General features: G+C 36.0%; 24 protein-coding genes. 10 read left to right on the plus strand and 14 right to left on the minus strand.

What is annotated here, in order from left to right; genetic code table 11:
- From PXD56_RS10775 to PXD56_RS10790, 4 genes are all read right to left on the minus strand, one after another.
- Positions 1 to 999, minus strand: a complete 999-nt coding sequence (locus PXD56_RS10775) for a vWA domain-containing protein (protein WP_276493350.1) — start codon at positions 997 to 999, stop codon at positions 1 to 3.
- Positions 1,000 to 2,661 carry a hypothetical protein gene (locus tag PXD56_RS10780; RefSeq protein WP_276493351.1) on the minus strand — a complete coding sequence of 554 codons (1,662 nt, stop codon included), beginning with the start codon at positions 2,659 to 2,661 and terminating at the stop codon, positions 1,000 to 1,002.
- 5 nt (positions 2,662 to 2,666) lie between these two features.
- Positions 2,667 to 3,533 carry a DUF58 domain-containing protein gene (locus tag PXD56_RS10785; protein WP_276493352.1) on the minus strand — a complete coding sequence of 289 codons (867 nt, stop codon included), beginning with the start codon at positions 3,531 to 3,533 and terminating at the stop codon, positions 2,667 to 2,669.
- An 86-nt stretch (positions 3,534 to 3,619) separates the two neighbouring features.
- On the minus strand, positions 3,620 to 4,621 hold the full coding sequence (locus PXD56_RS10790; RefSeq protein ID WP_036157390.1) for an AAA family ATPase: 1,002 nt from the start codon (positions 4,619 to 4,621) through the stop codon (positions 3,620 to 3,622).
- 171 nt (positions 4,622 to 4,792) lie between these two features.
- Between PXD56_RS10790 and PXD56_RS10795 the strand changes: the two genes are divergently transcribed.
- The 3 genes from PXD56_RS10795 (at position 4,793) to PXD56_RS10805 (ending at position 7,678) form a co-directional block, all read left to right on the plus strand.
- On the plus strand, positions 4,793 to 5,656 hold the full coding sequence (locus PXD56_RS10795) for an aldo/keto reductase (protein WP_276493353.1): 864 nt from the start codon (positions 4,793 to 4,795) through the stop codon (positions 5,654 to 5,656).
- 12 nt (positions 5,657 to 5,668) lie between these two features.
- Positions 5,669 to 6,421 carry an SDR family NAD(P)-dependent oxidoreductase gene (locus PXD56_RS10800; protein WP_276493354.1) on the plus strand — a complete coding sequence of 251 codons (753 nt, stop codon included), beginning with the start codon at positions 5,669 to 5,671 and terminating at the stop codon, positions 6,419 to 6,421.
- A 120-nt stretch (positions 6,422 to 6,541) separates the two neighbouring features.
- Positions 6,542 to 7,678 carry an ATP-binding protein gene (locus PXD56_RS10805; RefSeq protein ID WP_276493355.1) on the plus strand — a complete coding sequence of 379 codons (1,137 nt, stop codon included), beginning with the start codon at positions 6,542 to 6,544 and terminating at the stop codon, positions 7,676 to 7,678.
- Here PXD56_RS10805 and PXD56_RS10810 read toward each other — a convergent pair.
- Together PXD56_RS10810 and PXD56_RS10815 are read right to left on the minus strand one after the other, a co-directional pair.
- Entirely contained in the window at positions 7,665 to 9,605 is a 1,941-nt protein-coding gene (locus tag PXD56_RS10810) for an amylosucrase (protein WP_276493356.1), read from the minus strand. The two genes, PXD56_RS10805 and PXD56_RS10810, sit on opposite strands and share 14 nt — an antisense overlap.
- A gap of 1 nt (position 9,606) precedes the next feature.
- Positions 9,607 to 10,551, minus strand: a complete 945-nt coding sequence (locus PXD56_RS10815; RefSeq protein ID WP_276493357.1) for a carbohydrate kinase family protein — start codon at positions 10,549 to 10,551, stop codon at positions 9,607 to 9,609.
- Between the two features lie 185 nt (positions 10,552 to 10,736).
- Here PXD56_RS10815 and PXD56_RS10820 point away from each other — a divergent pair, with 185 nt between their 5' ends.
- The 4 genes from PXD56_RS10820 to PXD56_RS10835 all read left to right on the plus strand — a co-directional run bounded on the left by PXD56_RS10820 (position 10,737) and on the right by PXD56_RS10835 (position 14,787).
- Positions 10,737 to 11,873, plus strand: coding sequence for an SPFH domain-containing protein (locus PXD56_RS10820; protein WP_276493358.1), 1,137 nt, complete (start codon positions 10,737 to 10,739; stop codon positions 11,871 to 11,873).
- A 38-nt stretch (positions 11,874 to 11,911) separates the two neighbouring features.
- Positions 11,912 to 12,994: a TFIIB-type zinc ribbon-containing protein gene (locus PXD56_RS10825; protein ID WP_276493359.1), complete on the plus strand. Its 1,083-nt coding sequence runs from the start codon at positions 11,912 to 11,914 to the stop codon at positions 12,992 to 12,994.
- Positions 12,991 to 13,725 (plus strand): metallophosphoesterase family protein, encoded by a 735-nt coding sequence (locus PXD56_RS10830; RefSeq protein WP_276493360.1) that lies wholly within the window; start codon positions 12,991 to 12,993, stop codon positions 13,723 to 13,725. Before PXD56_RS10825 ends, PXD56_RS10830 begins: the two co-directional genes overlap by 4 nt.
- Positions 13,726 to 13,788: 63 nt before the next feature.
- Positions 13,789 to 14,787, plus strand: coding sequence for an acyl-ACP desaturase (locus PXD56_RS10835; RefSeq protein WP_276493361.1), 999 nt, complete (start codon positions 13,789 to 13,791; stop codon positions 14,785 to 14,787).
- Between the two features lie 54 nt (positions 14,788 to 14,841).
- On the opposite strand, the gene PXD56_RS10840 is transcribed toward PXD56_RS10835, so the two are convergent.
- The 8 genes from PXD56_RS10840 to PXD56_RS10875 form a co-directional block, all read right to left on the minus strand.
- The gene (locus PXD56_RS10840) at positions 14,842 to 15,495 is read right to left on the minus strand and encodes a hypothetical protein (RefSeq protein ID WP_276493362.1); all 654 of its coding nucleotides are present in this window, start codon (positions 15,493 to 15,495) and stop codon (positions 14,842 to 14,844) included.
- A gap of 32 nt (positions 15,496 to 15,527) precedes the next feature.
- Complete coding sequence (locus tag PXD56_RS10845; protein ID WP_276493363.1) at positions 15,528 to 16,436, minus strand: OmpA family protein; 909 nt, start codon at positions 16,434 to 16,436, stop codon at positions 15,528 to 15,530.
- A 584-nt stretch (positions 16,437 to 17,020) separates the two neighbouring features.
- Positions 17,021 to 18,574 (minus strand): L-piperidine-6-carboxylate dehydrogenase, encoded by a 1,554-nt coding sequence (gene amaB / locus PXD56_RS10850; protein WP_276493364.1) that lies wholly within the window; start codon positions 18,572 to 18,574, stop codon positions 17,021 to 17,023.
- A gap of 80 nt (positions 18,575 to 18,654) precedes the next feature.
- Entirely contained in the window at positions 18,655 to 19,026 is a 372-nt protein-coding gene (locus PXD56_RS10855; RefSeq protein ID WP_276493365.1) for a DUF1304 domain-containing protein, read from the minus strand.
- A complete protein-coding gene (locus tag PXD56_RS10860; protein WP_276493366.1) occupies positions 19,023 to 19,565 on the minus strand; it encodes a 3-hydroxyanthranilate 3,4-dioxygenase in 543 nt (180 codons plus the stop codon). Before PXD56_RS10860 ends, PXD56_RS10855 begins: the two co-directional genes overlap by 4 nt.
- Before the next feature lie 113 nt (positions 19,566 to 19,678).
- Positions 19,679 to 20,185, minus strand: coding sequence for a CAP domain-containing protein (locus tag PXD56_RS10865; RefSeq protein WP_276493367.1), 507 nt, complete (start codon positions 20,183 to 20,185; stop codon positions 19,679 to 19,681).
- A 254-nt stretch (positions 20,186 to 20,439) separates the two neighbouring features.
- Positions 20,440 to 20,919 (minus strand): CAP domain-containing protein, encoded by a 480-nt coding sequence (locus PXD56_RS10870; protein ID WP_276493368.1) that lies wholly within the window; start codon positions 20,917 to 20,919, stop codon positions 20,440 to 20,442.
- A 188-nt stretch (positions 20,920 to 21,107) separates the two neighbouring features.
- Complete coding sequence (locus PXD56_RS10875; RefSeq protein ID WP_276493369.1) at positions 21,108 to 21,632, minus strand: CvpA family protein; 525 nt, start codon at positions 21,630 to 21,632, stop codon at positions 21,108 to 21,110.
- A gap of 81 nt (positions 21,633 to 21,713) precedes the next feature.
- On the opposite strand from PXD56_RS10875, the gene PXD56_RS10880 reads away from it, so the two are divergent.
- The 3 genes from PXD56_RS10880 (at position 21,714) to glpK (ending at position 23,934) form a co-directional block, all read left to right on the plus strand.
- Entirely contained in the window at positions 21,714 to 22,070 is a 357-nt protein-coding gene (locus PXD56_RS10880) for a hypothetical protein (protein WP_276493370.1), read from the plus strand.
- 3 nt (positions 22,071 to 22,073) lie between these two features.
- Positions 22,074 to 22,382, plus strand: a complete 309-nt coding sequence (locus tag PXD56_RS10885; RefSeq protein ID WP_276493371.1) for an antibiotic biosynthesis monooxygenase family protein — start codon at positions 22,074 to 22,076, stop codon at positions 22,380 to 22,382.
- Positions 22,383 to 22,443: 61 nt separating this feature from the next.
- Entirely contained in the window at positions 22,444 to 23,934 is a 1,491-nt protein-coding gene (gene glpK, locus PXD56_RS10890; RefSeq protein ID WP_276493372.1) for a glycerol kinase GlpK, read from the plus strand.
- The last annotated feature ends 79 nt before the right edge of the window (positions 23,935 to 24,013 follow it).

Consider the following 24,013-nt stretch of genomic DNA (forward strand, 5'->3'; position numbering starts at 1 on the left):
TTATACAAAGCTTCTAAAAAGCGTGTTTCTTAAAATCCATTCTAACAAAAGCAATCCTCCTGCTAGTAATATCCACATTCTAAATTTTTCTTCGTAGCGGTAGTATTTAAATTCTTCTACCTCGGTTTTTTCTAGTTTATTAATTTCATCATAAATTTCTTCTAGAGACTCGTTATCCGTAGCTCTAAAATATCTACCGCCTGTAGTATTGGCTATATCTTTAAGTAAATCTTCGTCTATTTCTACTTGTCTCATTCCAAATCTAAAAGAACCATCGGGATTATATGAAACAGGTGAAAGTGCGTTGCCATTTGTACCAAGACCAATAGTGTACGTCTTAATACCGAATTCTAGTGCCAGGTCAGATGCTGTTTGCGGTTCAATAAAACCAGAATTATTTACCCCATCGGTCAATAAGATGATGATTTTACTTTTTGCCTTACTGTCTTTTAAACGATTGACAGAAGTTGCTAGCCCCATACCAATGGCGGTACCGTCATCTAATTGTCCGTATGAAATTTCTGAAAGTGCATTGAGGACAATGGCTTTATCTGTGGTAATAGGCGTTTTGGTGTAACCTTCGCCTGCATAAGCAACAATACCTATACGATCATTAGGTCTATTTTTAATAAAATCTGCCGCCACATCTTTAAGTGCGGAAAGTCGGTTTGGTTTTAAATCTCTTGCCAGCATACTAGAAGAAACATCAATTGCCATGACAATGTCTATACCCTTTGTAGTTTTAGAGCGCGTAGAAATATCCTCTGTTTGTGGTCTTGCCAGAGCTACAATAATTGCAGCTAATGCCAGTAAGCGTAATATAAACAACGCTGGTTTAAACTTAGGTAAAATGCTATTGTAGCTAAACCCTTTAACACTTGATATACGTAATGATGCGGTTTGCTCTTTTTGTTTAAAGATATACCACACAATTGCTAATGGCAGTAATAAGAACAGCCAAAAGAAATCAGGATTTGCAAATGATATATTCTCGAACATTTATGCTTCTGTTTTTACTTCTACCGATGCTAAGATTCGGTCAACTATTTCTTGTGCGTACGTGTCATCTTTAAGCCAAGTAAGAATTACATATTGTTGAAATCCTTTACCGCCAAAAAGTAGCACTGTATATTCACCTTCTGTTAATTCTTCAGAACCGGGCATTGGAAACTTACCGCTACCAAAAACTTTAACTCCTTTAACACCGCTTATGGTGCTGAACTCTTCTTGTTTGGTGATGATATTCTTTGCACCCTGACCCTCAAAATTAGATAAGATCTGTTCTATGGTCTTGTCAAACTCTGGGTCTACTTCTTTTTGTGCCAAAGTAATACTTGTGGTACCCATATTAAACAAACCAATAGGACTTCTGTATTCAAAAGCCTGTATATCTTCTATGGCAGCTTTGGCTTCAGCAGGTAGTTTTATTTCCTGTCTTACCAGAACTTGTGGAGACTCTAATTGTATTGGTGGAAAGCCATAGCTACTACGTACCCATTCTCCTTCTAAAAGTTCTTTGGTAGGGTGGCCTAAAACAGTATCTTTTAAATAACCGAATCCGAATTTTACTCCTGCAATGGTAATGCCTATTAGTAGTAGGGCAACGGTAGATATAATGCCTATTTTAATTTTTTTCTTTTTCGCCCTGCGTTCAAGTTCTTCTTGATATTCTGCTTGCTCTAGTAACTCTTCTTCAGTTGGTTCTGGTAGCGCTTCATGCGTTTTTTCAACAATCTGCTCAACCAACTTTCTGTCATGTTCGGCAACAGATGTAGAAGGTTTGTTTTTAGCGAATTTCACTAAATCTGCTGTCTGTAATATTTGTTGAAATTGTTTTATAGTGTCGTTATCTAAATTTAGTTCACCGGCATCTTTCAGTAACTCTAATTTTTCGATCAATTGACCTGTGGTACTTTCCAAAGCGGTTACATTAGCATCTTCTTCTAGGTAAGAACGCACAATGGTAGTCAGTTCAGAATAATACTCTTTGTATTCGTCTTGTATTAAATATCTAGAATTTTCTAATCGTTTTAATTCTAATAAAGCTCTGTCATAAGGTGGTAAAAGTGCCACCTTTTCTTCTTCGGTTAGTGGCTTTTTACGGAATACAAACCAGTAAAGGAGTCCGCCAAAAATTAATAATACCAACAGACCTATAAGTAAGTACTTCCAAAAAGCATAGTTGCTCTTTTCTACATTTATAAGTGGTTTGATGTCATACATTTTCTGATTCAAGGTATCTACAGGCACAGTAGCTACATTGATCATTGAAGAATCTGTCATAAAACCAACCCCGTTAATATCAATTCTTTGTGCAGGTAATTTATATGCTCCAGAATCGAACTGGGTTAGGGCGTATATTTTTTGAAGTGTTAGTCTATCTTTTTTTCTAGTGGTATCAGTTGCAAAAGCCTCTACGGTTTCAAGGGGAGAAAACGTTTGCCCTTCAGGAAAAATGACAAAATCTGTAGAATCGATATCCACTGTAATCTTCCATTGTACTTGCTCGCCAATTTTAATGAAGGTAGTATCTACTTCAGTAGTAATTTTTGGACGTTCTTGGGCAGAAAGTTCAAAGATGAACAGCAGAAATACGAATAGAGGTGAAATTCGTTTACACCACGAAGCACATTTTTCAATTGTTTTATTAGTAATAATCATTCGTATCAACCTCTTCTTTTAAAATAGCCCAATAATTTTTTTACATAGCTTTCATCTACCCTACAATCTAAAACTCCGCATCCAGATTTTGTGAAAGATTCTTTAAAGTAAGTAACACGGTTTCTATGAAATTCTGCATAAGCGTTACGTACTTTTTTAGACTTGGTATTTACCAATTGTAATTTTCCGGTTTCAGCATCCTCAACTTGTACCATGCCTAAATTTGGTATAGATTCTTCACGTTCGTCATACACACGAATTCCGGTTAAATCATGTTTGCTACCAGTAATTTTTAGTGTTTTTTCGTATCCGTCGTCTATAAAATCAGATAGAACAAAAACAATAGCTTTCTTCTTCATGACACTACTCAAGAATTTCATGGCTTGGGCAATATCTGTCTTGTTGCTTTTTGGTTTAAATTCTAATAATTCTCTAATGATACGCAGAACATGTGTCTTTCCTTTTTTAGGCGGAATAAAAAGTTCTATTTGGTCAGAGAAGAGAATAACACCTACTTTATCATTGTTTTGAAGTGCGCTAAAAGCTAAAGTTGCCGATATTTCGGTAATGATTTCATTTTTAAATTGATTAGTAGTACCAAATAACTCAGATCCACTAATATCTACCATAAGCATCATGGTCAATTCTCGCTCTTCCTCAAAAACCTTTATATAAGGTTCGTTATAACGGGCGGTAACGTTCCAATCTATATTTCTTACATCATCACCAAATTGATACTGTCGTACTTCACTAAAAGTCATACCACGACCCTTAAAGGTAGAGTGGTATTCCCCACCAAATATATGGTCAGAAAGACGTCTTGTCTTTATTTCAATTTTCCGTACTTTTTTGAGTAGCTCTTTAGTATCCATTCTTTAGTAAACAGTTTACAGTCTCCGTTAGCAGTAATATGATATTCGGCATTCAATAAATTTGATTGCAGAATACTGTAACTGGATTAAGGTACTTCTATCTCGTTTACAATTTTGTTGATGATATCAACAGAAGTAATATTCTCAGCTTCTGCTTCATAGGTAATACCTATTCTGTGTCTTAAAACATCAAGTACAACGGCACGTACATCTTCTGGAACCACGTAGCCTCTTCTCTTTATAAAAGCATAACATTTTGCAGCGGTACCTAAGTTGATACTACCTCTAGGAGACGCCCCAAAACTGATCAAAGGTTTTAAGCTTTCTAAGTTATATTTCTCTGGATATCTTGTAGCGAATACAAGGTCAAGAATATATTTTTCAATTTTTTCGTCCATATAAACTTCACGAACTGCTTTTTGTGCGCTAAGTATTTGTTCTATGGATACTACGGCATTTACAGTTTCATAGCTGCCTTTTAAATTTTGGCGCATGATCAACTGCTCTTCGTTAATTTTTGGATAATCTATAACGGTCTTCAACATAAAACGATCCACCTGTGCTTCAGGTAACGGGTACGTTCCTTCTTGCTCAACCGGGTTTTGGGTTGCCATTACCAAGAAAGGCTTATCAAGAATAAAAGTTTCGTCGCCAATGGTTACTTGCTTTTCTTGCATGGCCTCTAAAAGTGCAGATTGTACTTTGGCAGGTGCACGGTTGATCTCATCTGCAAGAACAAAGTTGGCGAAGATTGGACCTTTTTTAATGGAGAAATCATTCAGTTTCATGTTGTATATCAAAGTACCTACAACATCTGCCGGAAGTAAATCTGGCGTAAACTGAATTCTGCTGAAGCTACCTTTTACAGCCTTAGAAAGGGTGTTTATTGCCAAGGTTTTTGCCAAACCAGGTACACCTTCCAGCAATATATGGCCTTGTCCTAAAAGTCCGATTAATAATCGTTCTACCATATATTTTTGGCCAACGATTACTTTATTCATTTCAAGCATCAGTAAATCGATAAAAGCGCTTTCTTTTGCTATTTTCTCATTAACAGCACTAATGTCAATTGAAGTATTTTCTTCCATTTAAAACTATATATTATTGATTGTTAAGGCTTCTAATTTTAACAGTTACGCAAATTGAAAATTTATTCATTCAGTCGCTGTTAATGATAGGTTAAAAAATTGGAAAACCCCTTATTTTTATGAAGGTTTTAAGGGATTTCTTTTTAATTTCATTATTCAAATAATAATACATTGAAATATTCTAGAATAATTGCAGGTACTATGACCTGGGGTAAATGGGGCAAACAACATGCTACCAAAGATATGATATCGCTTATGAATCATTGCATAGATAATAATATTACGACTTTTGATCATGCAGATATTTATGGTGATTATACCACTGAAGAAGATTTTGGAAAGGCGTTCAAGGAAAGTACAATAAAAAGGGAGAATATTCAATTAATCAGTAAATGTGGAATTCAGTTCCATGTAAAGGAACGATCAAATAGGGTGAAGCATTATGATTATAGCAAAGACTATATAATATCATCTGTAGAGCGATCCTTGAAAATGCTACAGACAGATTACTTAGATATGCTTTTGTTGCACAGGCCTAGTCCTTTAATGAACCCATCAGAGGTTGCTGAAGCTATAGATAAGTTAAAGAATGATGGGAAAATCAGGCAATTTGGAGTGTCAAATTTCTCACCGTCTCAAATTCAACTTATAGAAAAGGAAATACCCGTAGAAGCAAATCAAGTAGAACTTTCATTGTCTGCTAATGGGGTAATGAACAATGGTACTTTGGACGATTGCATTACTTATGACAGACTAGCCATGAGCTGGAGTCCGCTTGGCAGTTATTTCAGAGAAGACTCTCAGGCAAATACACGGATTAAAAAGGTATTGGCAGATTTCACTAAAAAATATAATGCCACAGAAGATCAACTTTTGCTGGCTTGGATTTTAAAACATCCATCTAAAATTCACCCAGTGGTAGGTACGGCAACACCAAAACGATTGAAAATGGCAATGGATGCTGTTTCAATTGATATGGATATACAAGATTGGTTTATCTTGCTAGAAGCCAATGAAGGCCATGAAGTTGCATAATTAAAATTGAAAATGACAAAAACAGCGTTTATTACAGGAGCTACTAGCGGAATAGGAAAATCAACAGCTATTCTTTTTGCCCAAAACGGTATAGATTTGGTATTGTGCGGTAGACGCCAAGATCGATTAGATGACCTTAAAGAAGAACTGGGCAAAGAAGTACAAGTGCATACCTTGAATTTTGATATTAGAAATAAGGATTCTGTCAGAGAAGCGGTTGATTCGTTACCAAAAGAATTTGCAGAAATAGATATTCTGATAAACAATGCTGGTAATGCTCATGGAATGGATACCATTCAAGAAGGAAGCATAGATGATTGGGATGCTATGTTAGATATCAATGTAAAAGGCTTGTTGTATGTTTCAAAGGCAGTTATTCCGCAAATGATAGCGCGTAAGTCTGGTCATATCATCAACATTGGTTCTACGGCAGGTAAAGAAGTCTACCCGAAAGGAAATGTGTATTGTGCCAGTAAACATGCAGTAGATGCCATAAATCAAGGAATGCGCATTGATTTTAATGGTACGGGGGTTCGTGTTGGCGCAGTAAACCCCGGATTGGTGGAGACAGAGTTCAGCAATGTTCGTTTTAAAGGAGATGAAGATAGGGCAGATAAGGTGTACAAGGGATTTCAGCCCTTAAAACCAGAGGATATTGCAGATATCATTCACTTTGTTGTAACGAGACCTTATCATGTGAATATTGCAGATTTGGTGGTAATGCCAACAGCACAAGCGTCTTCAACCATTGTAGATAAAAATTAATGCTATGAAAAGATTTTAGAATAAAATCTTTAAAGCCAAAAGCCAAAAGCCAAAAGCCAAAAGCCAAAAGCCAAAAGCCAAAAGCCAAAAGCCAAAAGCCAAAAGCCAAAATTATAACCTATGATTAATAAACGCCTATTGGTAAAAAACTTGCTCGCACACAATGACGAAAATAGTTTTTATGATAAAAAGCGTTTTATTTCAATAGGGGAGAAAGAAGGTAAGGGTAAGTTTTTAAAGCACGTTTGTGCGTTGGCAAATAGCAATCCGGCAAATAATTCGTTCATAGTAATTGGTGTTGAAGATGAGGATAATAAAATAGTAGGCGTAGATTTTTTTGATGATAGTAAAATTCAAAATCTAGTGAACGCTTATTTAGATAATCCGCCATTAATTTCTTACGAAAATATTCCATTTCCGCATTTACCAGAAGGTAAAGTAGTAGGTTTAGTGACTATAAAATCTATTGGAAAAATATGTTCATTGAGAAAAAATATATGGAAGTACTATGGTGGTTCTGTATTTTTTAGAGAAGGTAGTATTAGTTTGCCAAAGGTCTTTGAAATTGAATTGAAAGATAGCAATTCAGAAGCTGTTGCTACCATTGAGCAACATGCCAAAAATAATATTGAGCTGACTTTAGACGGTGTCATCGATTTTATAAATCACAGGCATAAAGATTTAGAGAGCGATTATAAAGTGTTCAAGGAGCAGTTTGTAGTTTGTTGGGCCGGTAATAAAAAAGTGGTCAATGGAGAAACTTATTTTTATAGGGTAGATATTGAATTGATCAATGAGCAAGTAAAATTATTCTACTCTAATTTAGATGAGGTAACTATTACCTATGACAATGATTCATTCACCACAATTGAATATGTGCAGCTTGGTCTGGCTGCCAAGCAGAAATATTATCCGTTAGAAAAGGTGGTTATTAAATTCAGTGAAAATGGCACGTATCAAATTACGAGCGATTTACTTTTTGAGCCGCCAATACATGATCATGAAGAGCTAGAAAGAATTTACAAGAGCAATAATGCTTTGGTGGCAAAGGCTAAGCAGAATACTGAATTGACGATACCCGAAGTGAAGCAATTAAAATATTTGGCAGATTCTTATTTGATATGTTTTCTTAACGGTTTTGAAGAGGCAAAAGAACTAATGGAAAATGCAAGGCAAGTCTTAAAGCCAAAATATCCAAGGGTAAATGCTTCACTTAAAGAAGCCCTCCGTGTACTTAGGAAGGTTAAATATTCTTGATCCAAATTTGTTCAAAGGGTTTTAAAGGCAGCTCGTTATGAATAAGTTCAAATGATTTTCCTGTAAGCAAATCAATAGAGTTTTTACCCGCATGAACACCAATAGAAAGCAGCCAACTTATATTTAAAGTTTCTGTAACTTCATTAAAATTAGACAACACCCAAATACTTTCATTTTCATGTGTTCTTTGATAGACAAATACATGCTCGTTGGGGCAACTATGAATTTTAAGATTGTTCGTATCGGCAAATACGCTTTGCTCTTTTCGAAGGCAAATCATATGCTTTAATCCGTTAAATATAATAGCTGACGGGCTGTCCTTTTCTTTTTTTAATGTAGAGACAACACTCCAATTCTGCATGGGTCTATTTACCCAACGATTGTCATTTACATGATCTTCGTTTTCTTCGTAAGAATAGTCGTTTAAGGTAGCAATTTCATCTCCGGCATATATCATTGGTATACCTCCGTAGGTTAAAATGATACCGTGCATCATCAAGATTTTGGTGATAGCATAGTCAATACTACTCTTGTTGTTTTGTTCTAAAGCGGTTTCTAGCCCAAGTAAAGAGGCGGCACTACCTGTAATTCTACCATCTCCGTTCTTAGGATTATACATAAAAATTAACCCTTTGGCGGGAGACCATTCTAATTTTCCGCAGTAATAGTTTAAAATAAATTGTTTGTGGGCACTAGGGTCATAACCCGTAGCGCGTACGAAGTCATCTTCATAACCAAGACCTATATCATCATGGCAACGAATGTAATTGATCCAAGTGGCGTCATTAGGTTTTGCGGGAATTTCAGTTACACTTTTTACTAGTAAAGATGCTTTTTTAGTAGCAATAGAATTCCATAATAAAGCCATTAACGAAGCGTTGTAAGCTACTTCACATTCGTTACCTTCTGTAGTGTCTTCACCAAAGTATTTTATGATATTTCTGGGGGCTACAATGGCTTCTGCCAAAAGAATTACACCTGGTGCAATTACTTGCAGGCACATTCTAAAAAGTGAGATGAGCGTATGCGCCTCGGGTAGGTTTTGTGAAGATGTACCTAGTTTTTTCCATAAAAAAGCAAGAGCATCAAAACGGATAACGTCTACGCCTAAATTTGCGAGGGACATTAAATTACCAAGCATTTCTATAAACACTTCAGGGTTTCTATAATTTAAATCCCATTGATAGGTATTAAAACAGGTCATGACCCATTTTTCCATTTCTGCGTTATAGGTGAAATTGCCCGGAGCAGATTGTGGAAATATTTCAGGAAGTGTTTTTTCAAACTCGTCAGGTATATGACGGTCAGAATAAGTGTAATAGTAATTTTGATGGTGCTGGCTACCTTCCTTAGCTTTTTTTGCCCATATAAACTCATCAGACGTATGGTTAACAACAAAATCAAGCATTAAGAACATATTGTTCTCACGAGCTTTTTTACTGAAAGCTAAAAAGTCTTTTTTTGTGCCGTATTTAGGGTCAATTTCATGATAGCTGTTTACTGCGTAACCACCATCGTTTTCACCCGTAGGTCTTGTGGTTATGGGCATTAAATGGAGGAAATTAACACCTAAATCTTCAAAATATGGTATTTTTTCTTTGAGTCCGTTTATGTCTTTATTAAACCGATCAACATACAACTGCATACCGGTCATTTGTTCGCTTTGATACCAGTTTCCAGAATTTAACCGTGCAATATCTTGTTTTTGTAATTCGGTAGGTCGGTCCTTAAAAAGCGATTCTAATTTATCTAAAAGAGTATAGAAAAATGCTTTATGCTCTTTCTCTGTGTATAATGAAAAAAACTGTGTTTTAATAAGTGAAAGATTGGTAGCCAATCTTTGCTCATATAACGCGGTTAACGGTATTCCACCTTTTTTGTTTTGACTTTTTAAGGCCAATAATCGGTGTAACTCAGCCTGGTTCATATTAAGAGTCTAGTTGTTGTAATGTAGGTAACGATTGTATTGCCCCAAAATTCTCTGTTGTAATGGCACCAGCTTTGTTTGCTCTAGATACCATGTTAGAAAGAAGGTATTCGTTTACCAAAACATCATCTATTTTAGAGTGTTCTGCAAGTTGCTGTAAAAGACAACCAATAAATGCATCACCTGCACCGGTAGTATCTTTTGGTGTAACTTTTATGCTTGGTATAGTTTTGTAGAAATCTTTTGTACTAAGTAAAGTTCCTTCGCTTCCCAGTGTAACAACGATTACTTGGGTTCCCATTTCATGAAAGAACTGGCAAGCATCTTCAAGCTTGTCTTTACCTGAAAGTAGTTGTGCTTCCTCTAGGCTAAATTTGCATAAATGAGATTTCTCAATAAAAGCATGGCATTTACGTATAAAAACATCCTCTTTGTTTTTCCAAAGATCTACTCTGTAATTAGGGTCAAAACTGATGAACGCATTTTTGGTCAATCCGTCAAATAAATATCTATTGTAGGTCTCTTCAAGAGCGCCACCTAAAAGAGCAGTGGCTGCGCCAAAGTGAATAATGTTATTTTTAAAATTAGATTTTAGCGATGAGTCATAGGTAAGTTCTTTATCCGCCCCACGGCTAAAAACAAAGTCTCGTTCACCATCTTCATCAATAGAAACAAAAGCTAAGGTTGTAAACGTATCGCATTTTTGGGCAAAAGAAATATCAACTTTTTCATTTTCAAGAATGCGAAGCAAAAAAGTGCCAAAGGGGTCATCGCCCACGGCACCAACGAAAAGGCTGTCACCACCTAACTTACTAATTGCGCAGGCCACATTGGCTGGTGCACCACCTGCTTTTTTAGAAAATTCTTTTGCTTTCGATAAATCTTTACCTTGATTTTCAGCAACAAAATCAATTAGCAACTCTCCAATACAGAATACCTTTTTCATAGATCTAAAAAGAAAATTAGGAAGTCTAAGTTAATTAGAAAATACACCTACTTCCTAAATAATCTTAAGGAAATATTAAATTATGAAGGTTCGCATATTATTTTTATGATTTAATACCCTTGGTATTTTGGGTCTATTACTGAATTGCATATCTTGAATTACACATTTTAAAACATATACTGACCATGAGCATATTTGATGAGATTAAGAAAAAGTTAAGCCACGAGTTTATTGATATTATTGAATGGTTAGATAATACTGACGATACTATAGTATATCGTTTTGAACGTTACCAAAATGAAATTAAGAACAATGCCCAGTTAATAGTAAGAGAAGGGCAGACCGCAGTTTTTATTAACGAGGGTCAATTGGCAGATGTTTTTAAACCGGGCACATATACTTTAAATACTCAGAACCTACCTATTTTAACGACTCTGAAAGGTTGGAAATATGGATTTGATAGTCCGTTTAAAGCTGAGGTATATTTTGTGAACACACGCTTGTTTACAGATGAAAAATGGGGTACTAAAAATCCGTTCATATTAAGTGATGACAGATTTGGTTTGGTAGAAATTCGTGCTTTTGGTACATATAGTTTTAGAGTTAATGATCCAGGTAAGTTTGTTGTAGATGTTGTGGGTACAGATGGTAATTTCACAAGCTACGAGGTTAATGAGCATTTAAAAAGCTTAATTGTAACCCGTTTTACAGATACGGTGGGCGAGGCTAATTTACCTATTGAGTTGTATGCCGCTAATACAAGTGAACTGTCTGAGACTTGCCAGGTAGTAATGCAGCCAGAATTTAATAGGATAGGTATAGAGCTAGAGAAATTCTACATTGAAAATGTTTCAATGCCAGAAGAGCTTAAAAAGGAAATATTTGAATACAGCCGATTAGATAAGTTGGATATGGGCAAGTTAGCTCAATTCAAGGCAGCTAAGGCAATGGAGTTGGCGGCAAAAAATGAAGGAGGAACAGCCGGTGCCGGTATGGGCATGGGTATGGGTTTTGTATTGGCACAACAAATGGGGGGCTTAATGGGGCAACCTTCGGCACAGCCCTTAGGTGGTCAGGCAGCACAGCAAACACAGGCGCCACCGCCAATACCTGCACAAATAACTTATTTCTATGCAGTAAACGGTCAACAATTAGGTCCCGTTACTTATGATAAGTTAAAAGAATTATTTGCTAGTAGAACCATTAATAGAGATTCGTTGATCTGGAAACAAGGTATGCCTAATTGGACTGCATTAAAAGAGATAGAGGAATTAAAATCTTTCTTGGGAGGTAATACGCCACCACCATTACCAACAGCATAATCTTAAGCAATACCTTTTTAAGGTAAGGGATACTTTCTATGGATGATATTCAACAATCGGAATATAAAAAAGCATGTGCCAATTGTGGTGCTGAGCTAAAGTTTAAGCCAGGTTCACATCAATTGACGTGTGAGTACTGCGGGTATGAGGAGTTTATTGAGGCATCTAAAACTAGTTTTGAAGAGTTAGAACTGGAGCACTATTTAAAAATTGTTGGTGAAAATGCCTATACCGAAACTATAGAGCTATTGCATTGTAAAAATTGCGGCGCCAACCAGCATATAGAGGAAAATTACAAATCGCTTAACTGTGTGTATTGTAGCGAACCCTTAATACGAGAAGATGTTGAGAAAGAAGGTTGGATATTGCCCGGCGCCCTGGTTCCGTTTCAGTTGGATGCTACTAAGGCACAAGCAATATTTAAAGCTTGGGTAGATAAAATTTGGTTTGCTCCTGATAAATTGAAAAAAGCTGCTCTAGATCCAGAAGGATTGCATGGGTTGTATGTACCATATTGGACTTTTGATGCTAACCTTTTTGCATCATACCAAGGGCAGCGAGGAGATTATTACTATGAAACACAAACCTATAACAGTAATAAGGCAAGAAGAACTAGACGTGTTAGAAAAACCAAATGGACATATGCCTCTGGCAGAGTAGATGGTTTTGTGGATGATATTTTAATAAATGCATCAAAAAAGAAACGAAAAGAAATACCGTCTAAAGTTGCCTTTTGGAATTTAAAAGACTTGGTAGCTTTTAACTCTAAATATTTATCTGGTTTTGTAACTGAAAAATATACAGTCTCTTTAAAAGAAGGGCACCAAAAATCTTTTCAAGAGGCGAAGAATATTGCCTATAATTGGATTAAAAGAGATATAGGTGGTGACACCCAAAGGGTGGCAAACGCTGACATTAAACTATCAAACGAGAAATTTAAGCATATTTTACTACCCATATATCTAAGTTCATATAGATATGATGGTAAAGAATTCAATTTTTATATAAATGGGCAGTCCGGCGTATTGAGCGGAAATAGACCATACTCGTTTTGGAAAATATTCTTTTTAGTGATTTTTATCCTTGCCATGATAACCATAATTGCGATTTTTGCTAAATGAGTACAAAAAGAACATTGGTTGTAGGTGATATTCATTCAGGGTTACAAGCTCTAAAGCAAGTACTTGAAAAAGCAGCTATAACGGAAGATGATACTATAATCTTTTTAGGAGATTATATTGATGGGTGGAGCGAAGCTGTTGAAACTATAGACTATCTAATACAATTAAATGAAAAGTACAATTGTATATATCTAAGGGGTAATCATGATGAACTTTGTTATGATTGGTTAACCGGTAAGGCAGATAACCCAACATGGTTTATGCATGGTGGCGAGGCAACTTCAAATTCTTATGGCAGAGCTTCTCAAGAAACAAAAGATAGGCACATTAAGTTTTATGAAAGCTTGGAGAACTATTATTTGGACCCAGAAAACAGATTGTTTTTACATGCAGGTTTTACCAATTTAAAAGGTATAGAGCATGAATATTTTAAGAAGACCTTTTATTGGGATCGCACGTTATGGGAACTTGCACTTTCTTTAAACCAAGATTTGGATAAAGACCATATGCATTACCCAAAGCGATTAAAGAATTATTCTGAAATCTATATAGGGCATACTCCTGTTACCAGAATAGGCAAAACAACGCCACAAAATGCGGCAAATGTTTGGAACATTGATACAGGTGCAGCCTTTAAAGGACCTTTAACTGTCTTTAATGCAGATACAAAAGAATATTGGCAGAGTGATCCAGTATATACCTTTTATCCTGATGAAACGGGCAGAAACTAAGAAAACCGTTAACTTTACTAAAAAATAGATTGTTATTTTGGCAATCATTGAAAAAACTAAACTATGTCTACTAAAAATATAAGATTAGAAGTGATGCAGGCTTTAGAGCCTAAAGTAGAAAGTTTTATGGAGTCTTTCCTTATAAAACCAGAGGATATATGGCAACCAACAGATTTTTTACCAGATTCTGAAAAAGATACATTTTTACAGGAAGTAAAAGATATTCGTGAAGAGTCTAAAGACTTGGGTTACGATTTTTGGGTTACAATGGTAGCGGATACCATTACCGAAGAAGCATTGCCAACGTATGAATCTTGGTTAATGGATGTTGTTGGTATTGATCAACATGGTGACTATAAAACAAATGGTTGGGCAAAATGGGTTCGTGCTTGGACGGCAGAAGAAAATAGACATGGAGATGTGTTGAACAAATATCTTTATTTATCTGGAAGGGTAAATATGAGGGAAATTGAAATAACTACGCAACATTTAATATCTGATGGTTTTGATATTGGTACCGATCGTGATCCATATAAAAACTTTGTATATACCTCATTTCAAGAATTAGCTACCAATATTTCGCACAAGCGTGTTGGGCAGATGGCCAAGAAGAAAGGAAATGCCTTATTGGGTAAAATGTGTACGATCATTGCCGGTGATGAAATGAGACACCATTTGGCGTATAGAGAATTTGTGAAGACTATTTTAGGTGAAGATCCATCTGGTATGATGATTGCCTTTGCGGATATGATGAAGAAGAAGATTGTAATGCCAGCGCACTTTTTGCGTGAGTCTGGTGGTACAATAGGTTCTGCTTTTGAGAACTTCTCTAACTGCGCACAACGTTTAGGTGTGTATACTGCACAAGATTATGTTGATATTTTAAGTAAGCTAAATGCATATTGGGAGTTAGATTCTGTTCGTTCTTTGAACGAAGAAGCAGAGAAAGCTCGTGACTACTTAATTAAGTTGCCTGCAAGATTGGAAAGAATTGCAGAGCGTATGAAATTTCCGGAAGATCAATATCACTTTAAGTGGGTAGAGGCAAACGGAGCATTATAAAATAAAAAATCCCGATCAGAAATGATCGGGATTTTTTTTGCTTTGAACGGTAGATTATAGTTTACCGTGCTTGTGCTCGTCTTGCCACTTAACAAGTTCTTCCCACTTGCCTTCATAACACATTTTAGCTTGTAGCGGCCAAGATGCAGGATCATGAATCTTGTATCTAGTTCCACCAGTATCCAATATTTTTTGACATGCTTCTAAGCTAGCCTCAGAAAGTTCTTTCCAGGTTTTAATACCGTGGTCTTTGAACATACCTTCAATTTTTGGACCAATACCTTCTACAAGTTTTAAATCGTCTTGCTTAATGGTTTTTCCAAATGCAGCCTTAGCAGCAGAGCCGTCAAAAGCTAGAGCGCTACTTGTAGCGGCACCGGCAGCAAAAGAGGCTGCAGATGCACCTAAATTAGTGCTTGGGGCACTTGGCGCAGCAGGGGCAGGTGTTACGACCTTGCTTGCAGCAATTACTCTTTGGTTACAAGCTTCTAAATCAGCTTTTAATTTACTGTTGCTTGCTTTAAGATTGTTTAAATCTGACAATTCGCCTTTAAGCTTCGTATTACTGGCAGTAAGACTATTGATTTCAGCAGAGTTGTCAATTACCTTGGCAGAACGGCTACCAAGTAGATAACCTAAAATACCGCAGATAAGACCTACTAATAATGGAATTATCCAGCACCAAATGTTCATATTTTCAAAATTCATGATTTTACTTATTTATAGGATTAGTGTATGTTTTATTTTAATGTAATAACTGTTCGTCTATTTTTTACTCTGCCTTCTTCTGTGGCATTAGTAGCAATTGGTTGCGTTTGTCCTTTAGACGTAGCAATTATTTTGTCTGCAGCTATTCCGTTTTGCATTAAGTAATTTTTTGCGAATTCTGCTCTATCTTGACCTAGTCTCATATTAGTGCTTGCTTGACCAGTTGCATCTGTATGACCAACAACGCTTGCCTTAGCATCAGAAACTTTATCTAAATATCTAGAAATATCGGCAACCTTTTGTCTCTGAGCGGCATCTAAGTGAATTGATGCTTCTGCAGTGTTGAAATATAGAATTAACGGATCAGCATTTATTTTTTCATACAAAGCCTTAAGATCATCGTCTGCAGTGGCAGATTTTTCTACCAGTCCAAATGAAGCAGCACCCCAATAGGTGTTTTCTTTTGGCACCATTTCGTCCATGAGTTTTCCTTGCGTATTAATTTGTGCAGTAGAGAAACCTCTAGAAGCCAAATCGTTTTTAATGGAATTTGCTCTTGCAAGTCCTAAATTAGGAAATGCCGTATTGTTCTCTTCTTCACTTGTATAGTATCCTGTTACGTTAATAACATTATTGCTATTTGCATCTAAGTGACTCTTAAGACCAGATACTCCTTTAGTCAATTCAGCACTTAAAGGCATTAAAATCTCTTGTGAAGAAATGTTAAAATTATAATTGTCATTGGTATTGTAGGCAAATCCGTTTCCGTCAATTGCGAATGGATACGATGTTGCCGAGGGCTCTTTTACGATTACCTTTTCAGTAGTGGGCTCTGTACTTGTAACCGCCGCACCACACTCGCTGCAACAGGTTATAAAGAAGTAAGTACCGACTACAATGGTAATCAACATCAAAAATAAATACTTGATTGTTCTTGTCATTGTACGTAATGTTTAGTGTTTAGCGCACAATTTATTAAAAAAATCTTAAAAATGTTAAAAGATTGTCACCTAATTACCTTACAATCAATCATTATGTGAAATCCATATATGTAAAATACTAAACAAACTATACAATCTAAGAGTTAGATGATAAAAAAAGTGTATGGAGCGACAACTATTAATTGCATTTTTGCGTATGTATTTAAACGGTATACATCTCCCCACAAAGATTGGGCATTGATGGTATAATTTCAAGTTTGAGTTAGTTGGTTAAAAAATCCTGTCTTCATATGTCGACAGGATTTTTTTATGCTTAAAAGTGAAGTGTTCTAGAATCCAACTATACAATAATTAGGTATACCTGTACAGAAATTATTGAACCAAGTGTAATATTTTACTAGTTTGTTACAGAGGATATTACACTGCAAAATGAAGAAAAAAATAAAAGGTATTATAAATTTCCTTTGCATGTTTATTGTTCTGGGCTTACAAGCGTTGCTTCATGGTAGTTGGTCAAGTGAACCATCCAATTCAAAAGCTGCCTAGAGCATTGTTATAAACATGCAAAGAAAATTTTGAGTTTATTATAGATCAAATTTTATACCCTGTGCCAAAGGAAGTTCAGTGGTATAGTTGATTGTGTTGGTTTGTCTTCTCATGTAAACTTTCCATGCATCAGAACCACTTTCGCGACCACCGCCGGTTTCTTTCTCACCACCAAAAGCTCCACCAATTTCAGCACCAGAAGTACCTATGTTTACATTGGCAATACCACAATCACTTCCCCAAGCAGAAAGAAAACGTTCAGCTTCACGTAGATTATTGGTCATTATAGCAGAAGACAATCCTTGTACTACGCCATTTTGAATAGCAATTGCATTTTCAACATCACCGGTATATTTTAATAAGTAAAGTACAGGTGCAAAAGTTTCGTGCTGTACAATTTCAAAATCATTTTCAGCTTCTGCAATGGCAGGTTTTACATAACAGCCACTTTCGTAACCTTCACCTTCTAACACACCGCCTTCAACAATTAATTTGCCACCTTCTTTTACTACTTTTTCTAAAGCCTTGTTGTATTGTGCAACCGCATCTGTATCAATCAATGGACCCACATGATTGTTTTCATCTAACGGGTTACCAATTCTTAATTGTTGATATGCCGCAACAACCGCATCTTTTACCTTATCATACATAGATTCATGAATAATCAATCTTCTAGTGGAGGTACAACGTTGCCCTGCAGTACCTACGGCACCAAATACAGCACCTATTACGGTCATTTTTAAGTCGGCATCCGGTGTAACTATAATTGCATTGTTTCCGCCAAGTTCAAGCAAAGATTTTCCAAGTCTGGCAGCAACAGCCTGTGCAACTATTTTTCCCATTCTAATTGATCCGGTAGCGGATACTAACGGTACTCTTTTGTCTTGGGTCATTAATTCACCGATCTTATAATCGCCATTAATTAAGCAAGAAATACCTTCAGGTAGATTATTGGCTTTCATTACCGATGCAGCTATGTTTTGGCAAGCTACGCCACATAAAGGAGTTTTTTCTGATGGTTTCCAAACACAAACATCCCCACAGATCCAGGCTAAAGCTGTGTTCCACGCCCAAACGGCAACAGGAAAATTAAATGCAGAAATAATACCTACAACACCTAATGAATGATATTGCTCGTACATTCTATGGCCAGGCCTTTCAGAATGCATTGTTAATCCATGTAATTGGCGGGAAAGACCTACTGCAAAATCACAGATATCTATCATTTCTTGAACTTCGCCCAAACCTTCTTGGTAACTTTTTCCCATTTCGTAAGAAACAAGTTTACCTAGCGGTTCTTTTAATTCTCTTAGTTTGTCGCCAAACTGTCTAACAACTTCTCCACGTTGCGGTGCAGGTTTTGTTCTCCATTCTTTAAAAGCTGTAGTTGCAGTAGACATTACTTTTTCATAGTCAGCTACTGTTGTGGTTTTGACCTTTGCAATTAATGAACCATCTACAGGTGAGTATGATGAGATAACCTCTCCAGATGAAAATTGGTTAGACCCCGTTGAAGTACCTTCGTTGATATCTTTAATTCCTAATGCTTTTAGGGCATCATGTATTCCGAAATCTGCTGCTATTTTTGACATTTTATAACTTTTTACGTAATTAATGTTAGATATATTACAAAAATACAAAGAATTTTATCCTTGTGTAGAAGAAATTGTGGCTAAGAGAATTTAATAATTGACCACAAAATGATTCCTATTGATGCAGGTATACTTTGTACTATGAATATCTTTTTGCTCACGGTTAGTGCGCCATAAGCCCCAGCAATAGCAACGCAAGCTAAAAAGAAGAGGGCAACATTTGCAGACCATTGTATATCTGTTATGAAAAAAGACCAGATCAACCCAGCAGCTAAAAAACCATTATAAAGCCCTTGGTTTGCTGCCATTGATTTGGTAGGTTCAAATAAGTCTTTTGGAAAATTCTGAAAAACCTTTCTACCTGTTGTTGTCCATGCAAACATTTCAAACCAAAGAATATAAATATGGATCAGGGCTACAAGAGCGGTAATTATTTTTGCTATTAGTATCATTCTTCTTTAGATATAAAACGTTCGTCTACTGGCATAACCGTACCACAGTTATCACAAGTTCTTAATTCTTTTGAGCTGTAAAAATATTTGAAGTGAGATAAGAAATCTTTTTCAATGTCATGAAGGGTAAAATAGGCTTCATATAATTTGTGGTTACAATTATCACAAAACCATAATAGTCCGTCGTCCACGTTCATATGATCACGTTTGCGCTCTATGACCAGACCTATAGATCCTTCTCTACGAACTGGGGAATGTGGCACTTTAGCTGGGTGCAAATACATATCTCCAGGTCCTAATTGCATAGTGCGTTTTTTACCGTTTTCTTGAATATGCACTTCTATGTTCCCTTCAAGTTGATAGAACAGCTCTTCCGTTTCGTTATAATGATAATCTTTTCTCGCATTTGGTCCGGCAACGATCATGACTATGTAATCGCCGGCATCTTTGTATAAATTTTTGTTCCCAACAGGGGGTTTTAATGAAGCTCTGTTTTCTTCAATCCATTTATTAAGGTTAAATGGTGCTTGTATACTCATTTCTGTGAATTTAAGTGAAAGTTAAAGAAACGCTTTTTTTTCACCTAAAAGGTAAGCATAAAAAAAGCCTTTGGGTTGCAAAGGCTTTTATAAAGTATAGATAAACGTTTTAATTACCTTACAAATATTTGAGTGAAATAATAATCTCCATTACTACTTTGAACAATACTGATAGCTGAGTAATTGTATTCGCCTTCAATATTTTTTTTGTGTCCGGGGTTTTTTAACCATGCAGCAAAAGCATCTTCAATGGTTTCATAGTTACGAGCAACATTTTCAGACACAAAATCGGCGTCTAATCGTTCAGAAATATATTCTGCGCGTTTACTAAAATTATCGTGGCTTGTACTTTTTTTAGAAATCATATAATTGGTATGAAGGCTAGCATAGTAATAGGTAGCATTTTCAAATACCAACTTGTTCAATCCTAAATCAGTTCTGTAATTATTTATTAGTTCAAAAAGTTCAGCTTCAATGGTATTGTGATTTTTAGAAGAGGCTAATGTATATTTTGTTAGTGTATATTCAGAATTTTCTTCGTAATCTGTAAAGTTTTGGTTTTTTGAACAAGATGATAAAAGGGCTAAAATTAGAACTGAATAGATGAAGGTGGATTTCATGTAGGGAAACTATTTTTTAGTGAGTGCCAAAAATAGTCTTGTTGATTAGCGCTAGTATTAAATCATCTACACAGGGTCTTAAAAATTCGTTAAGCTACCCATAATGGTGATATTCAGGTCTCTCGCTAAATTGTATTTAAAATTACACCGTAGAAAAGTGCATTTCATGTAATTTATTGCCTTCATCTACAATTAAACCTCTCAGCTATTTAACTATAGTAGAGCCTTTAAATAGGTAGAGAAGTTATATGGGTTTACTGCTTGTAGAAAAGTTGGGTAAAATAATAATTGCCAAAGTCATCTTTCTTAACACTAATACCGGTGTGGGTAAAATCGCCCTCCATAGTTTTTTTATGGCTGCTACTAATGTACCATCCTTCAAAAGCCTCTAAGGCAGTTTGGTAATCTTTGGCTACATTCTCGGCAACCATTTCAACACTTATTTCAGAATCAATGTTAGATGCTCTTGAGCTAAAGTTATCATGGCTAATACTCCCTTTAGAAATCATGTAATCTGTATGAAGATTGGCATATTTATAGGCTACATCACTAAAAGCTAACGCATTGGTGTTTAAACTTAATCTGTGCTCATTAACAATGTCCAGTAGGTCCTGCTCTATAGTTAAAACGTTTTCAGCTTCAAGTACGGGCGCTTCATCAAGAGATTCGCTTGTACAAGAACCAAGAAAAAGCAATAAAAAGACAGGGACCGCGTAAAGCAATCTCATTTTCATATAAGTGTCTTTTAATTAAATAGCCTCTCGGCGTAGCGAAGTAGGTAAAAAGTTAAGAGTGTTCTAAGCTCTCGTATTCGATTTGGGTTATCGATGGAGTAATATTATAGAAAAATTAAACGCAGGGTGTCAAGTAAAATGCTTATTCGATAAAGTGTGCAAAAAGTAAGATTAGCGGGCAATAGGGTTTAGATGATTATCGGTTCGTCTGATACATTTTTTGAAGGAGCTTCACCCACCAGTACAGTGTCAAAAATTAAGGCTCCAATATCTTTAATAGGTTGATACAGAATAGATTTCTCTTTAGTCTCTTCCGTAATTAAATTGAAGGTGTTGTCTATGCGGTCAAAGAATATAAAAGCAGCACCCAATAATATAGCAACTTTTAAAGCACCGAAAATACCACCGGCAATTTTGTTTAAAGTACCCAACATAGCAAAGTTGGCAACTTTTGTTAAAAGCTTTCCGGCCAAATTGACAATGATGATGATAAGCACCAGTGTAATTATGAAGGCAATGATACTCATGTTGCGTTCATCCCAATGTAAATGCTCAGATAAATATTCTCCCGTGATATATGAAAAGTGAATCGCTCCAAAAATACCTGCAACAAGTGCAACAATAGAAGCAATTTCCATGAAAAGTCCGTTTTTATATCCCTTCCATAGACCCCATATTAAAGGTAATCCAAGTAAAATATCTAAAAGTCCCATTCGTAAAGTGTTTTAACAAATATAGAACTTTGATTTGTACCTTTGCAAGGTCTGTATCATACTACAGTTGAAGTAAATTATATGGCTAGGGATATACAATTAAAAGAACGATGGGATTTATTGGTAGAAAAGCTTTCGACAAAGTTTTCTGACGGAGATCCTTTAGAGCTAGATGCAATTATTTATTTGGTGGGCGTTCAAGAATTAGGACAATACCATAGAAAATATAAAAAAGACGATAAGTTAGATTTAATGCATATAGCTATTTGTCGTCTTTTGGAGCCATACGGGTTCTATGAATTCAGTTTTTTTGATGAAGATGGCTGGCCTCATTATAATGTAGTTGAAGAATTACCCTCTTTAAAGGCAGGGGAGCAATCTGTACTGATGAAAGAAGCGATTGTTACATATTTCATAGAAAAAGACTTTATACAATAAACCATGAAGAAACCCTATTACGCTGTTATTTTTATATCTACTAGAACAACAGGTGATAATGGATATGGCAAAATGGCCCATTTTATGGAGCAATTGGCCAAAAAGCAACCTGGTTTTATTGGTATAGAAAGTGCCAGGGAAGAAATTGGAATTACCGTAAGTTATTGGGAGAGCTTAGATGCAATTCATGATTGGAAACAACAGACCGATCATTTATTGGCACAACAAAAAGGGATAGCAGATTGGTATAATTCATACACTGTTCGCGTTTGTTTAGTAGAACGAGAATATAGTTTTAATAAAAACCATTAAGTCTTCCGGTCTTTGCAATCAGCTTTAATTCCGCTATATTTAGGAAAATAACTTAAAGCACATGTCAAGGCAATTTATAGTATCATTAGATCAGGGAACTACAAGCTCTAGGGCTTTGTTGGTAGACCATGACGGTACCATTAAAGGAATGGTCCAAAAAGAATTCAAACAAATTTTTCCAAAATCTGGCTGGGTAGAACATGACCCAAAAGAAATACTGTCCTCTCAGATGGCTGTTTTAAAAGAGCTTCTAGAAAAAGAGAACGTAAAACCAAACGAGATAGTTGGTATAGGGATCACTAATCAAAGGGAAACAACGGTAGTTTGGGATAAAAATACGGGAGAACCTGTATATAATGCCATTGTTTGGCAAGACAAGCGTACGGCAGATATCTGTGAGCATCTGAAGAAAATAGGACTTACGGAGCACGTAAAGAAAACTACGGGGTTGGTTATTGATTCCTATTTTTCAGGAACCAAGGTAAAATGGATATTAGATAATGTTGATGGCGCAAAAGAGAAAGTCAAGGCAGGAGATTTACTTATGGGTACTATAGATACTTGGTTGGTCTGGAATATGACAAAAGACCACAATCACGTAACCGATTATACCAATGCATCACGTACCATGGTTTATGATATTGTTAATCTGAAATGGGACGATAAACTGTTAAAAGCGCTAGGCATACCTAAAACAATGTTGCCAGACGTAAAACCATCTTCTGCAGATTTTGGAGATTATGAGTTGGATGGTGTTAAAATACCTATTGCTGGTATTGCGGGTGACCAACAAGCAGCTTTGTTTGGTCAGGCTTGTTTTAAGAAAGGTTCCGCAAAGAATACGTACGGTACCGGCTGTTTTATGTTGATGAATACCGGTGAAAAACCTCAGTTTTCTAAAAACGGACTTTTAACAACAATAGCCTATGGTTTAGACGGTAAGGTCAATTATGCCTTGGAAGGAAGTATTTTCATTGCAGGAGCTGCCATACAGTGGTTACGAGATGGTCTAGAACTTATTAAAGATGCCAAGGAAACTGAAGAATTAGCAAATTCTATTGAAGGGGAAAATCCAGTATATGTGGTGCCAGCTTTCGCGGGTCTTGGAGCACCGTATTGGGATATGTATGCCAGAGGAGCCGTTTTTGGTTTAACAAGAGATACAGGTAAAGCACATTTGGCAAAGGCAACTCTAGAGGCGTTGGCATATCAAACCAAAGATATTTTAAAGGCAATGGAAGATGATTCTGGTATTCAGCTTAAGAATTTAAGAGTAGATGGCGGTGCATGTGCAAACAATCATTTAATGCAGTTTCAGGCAGATATTTTAGATTCTGAAGTTCACCGACCAGAAATTATTGAATCAACAGCAATGGGCGCAGCATTTCTTGCAGGAATTCAAGTTGGTTTTTGGGAACAATCAGACATTGATCAAAGCCGACCGATGAATCAAATCTTTAAGCCAACTTTTGATCGAGTGAAAAGAAAACGTTTGTACAAAAAATGGCAAAAGGCTGTAGAACGATCAAAAGGTTGGGAAGAAGAAGAGTAGCATAAATATCAATTTTACAATTTATTAATTTTATAGAGCATAGAATAGCATAACACTAGTTCTATCTTTGCTTATAAAT

Source organism: Maribacter zhoushanensis, assembly GCF_029350975.1.
Taxonomy (GTDB): Bacteria; Bacteroidota; Bacteroidia; order Flavobacteriales; family Flavobacteriaceae; genus Maribacter; species Maribacter zhoushanensis.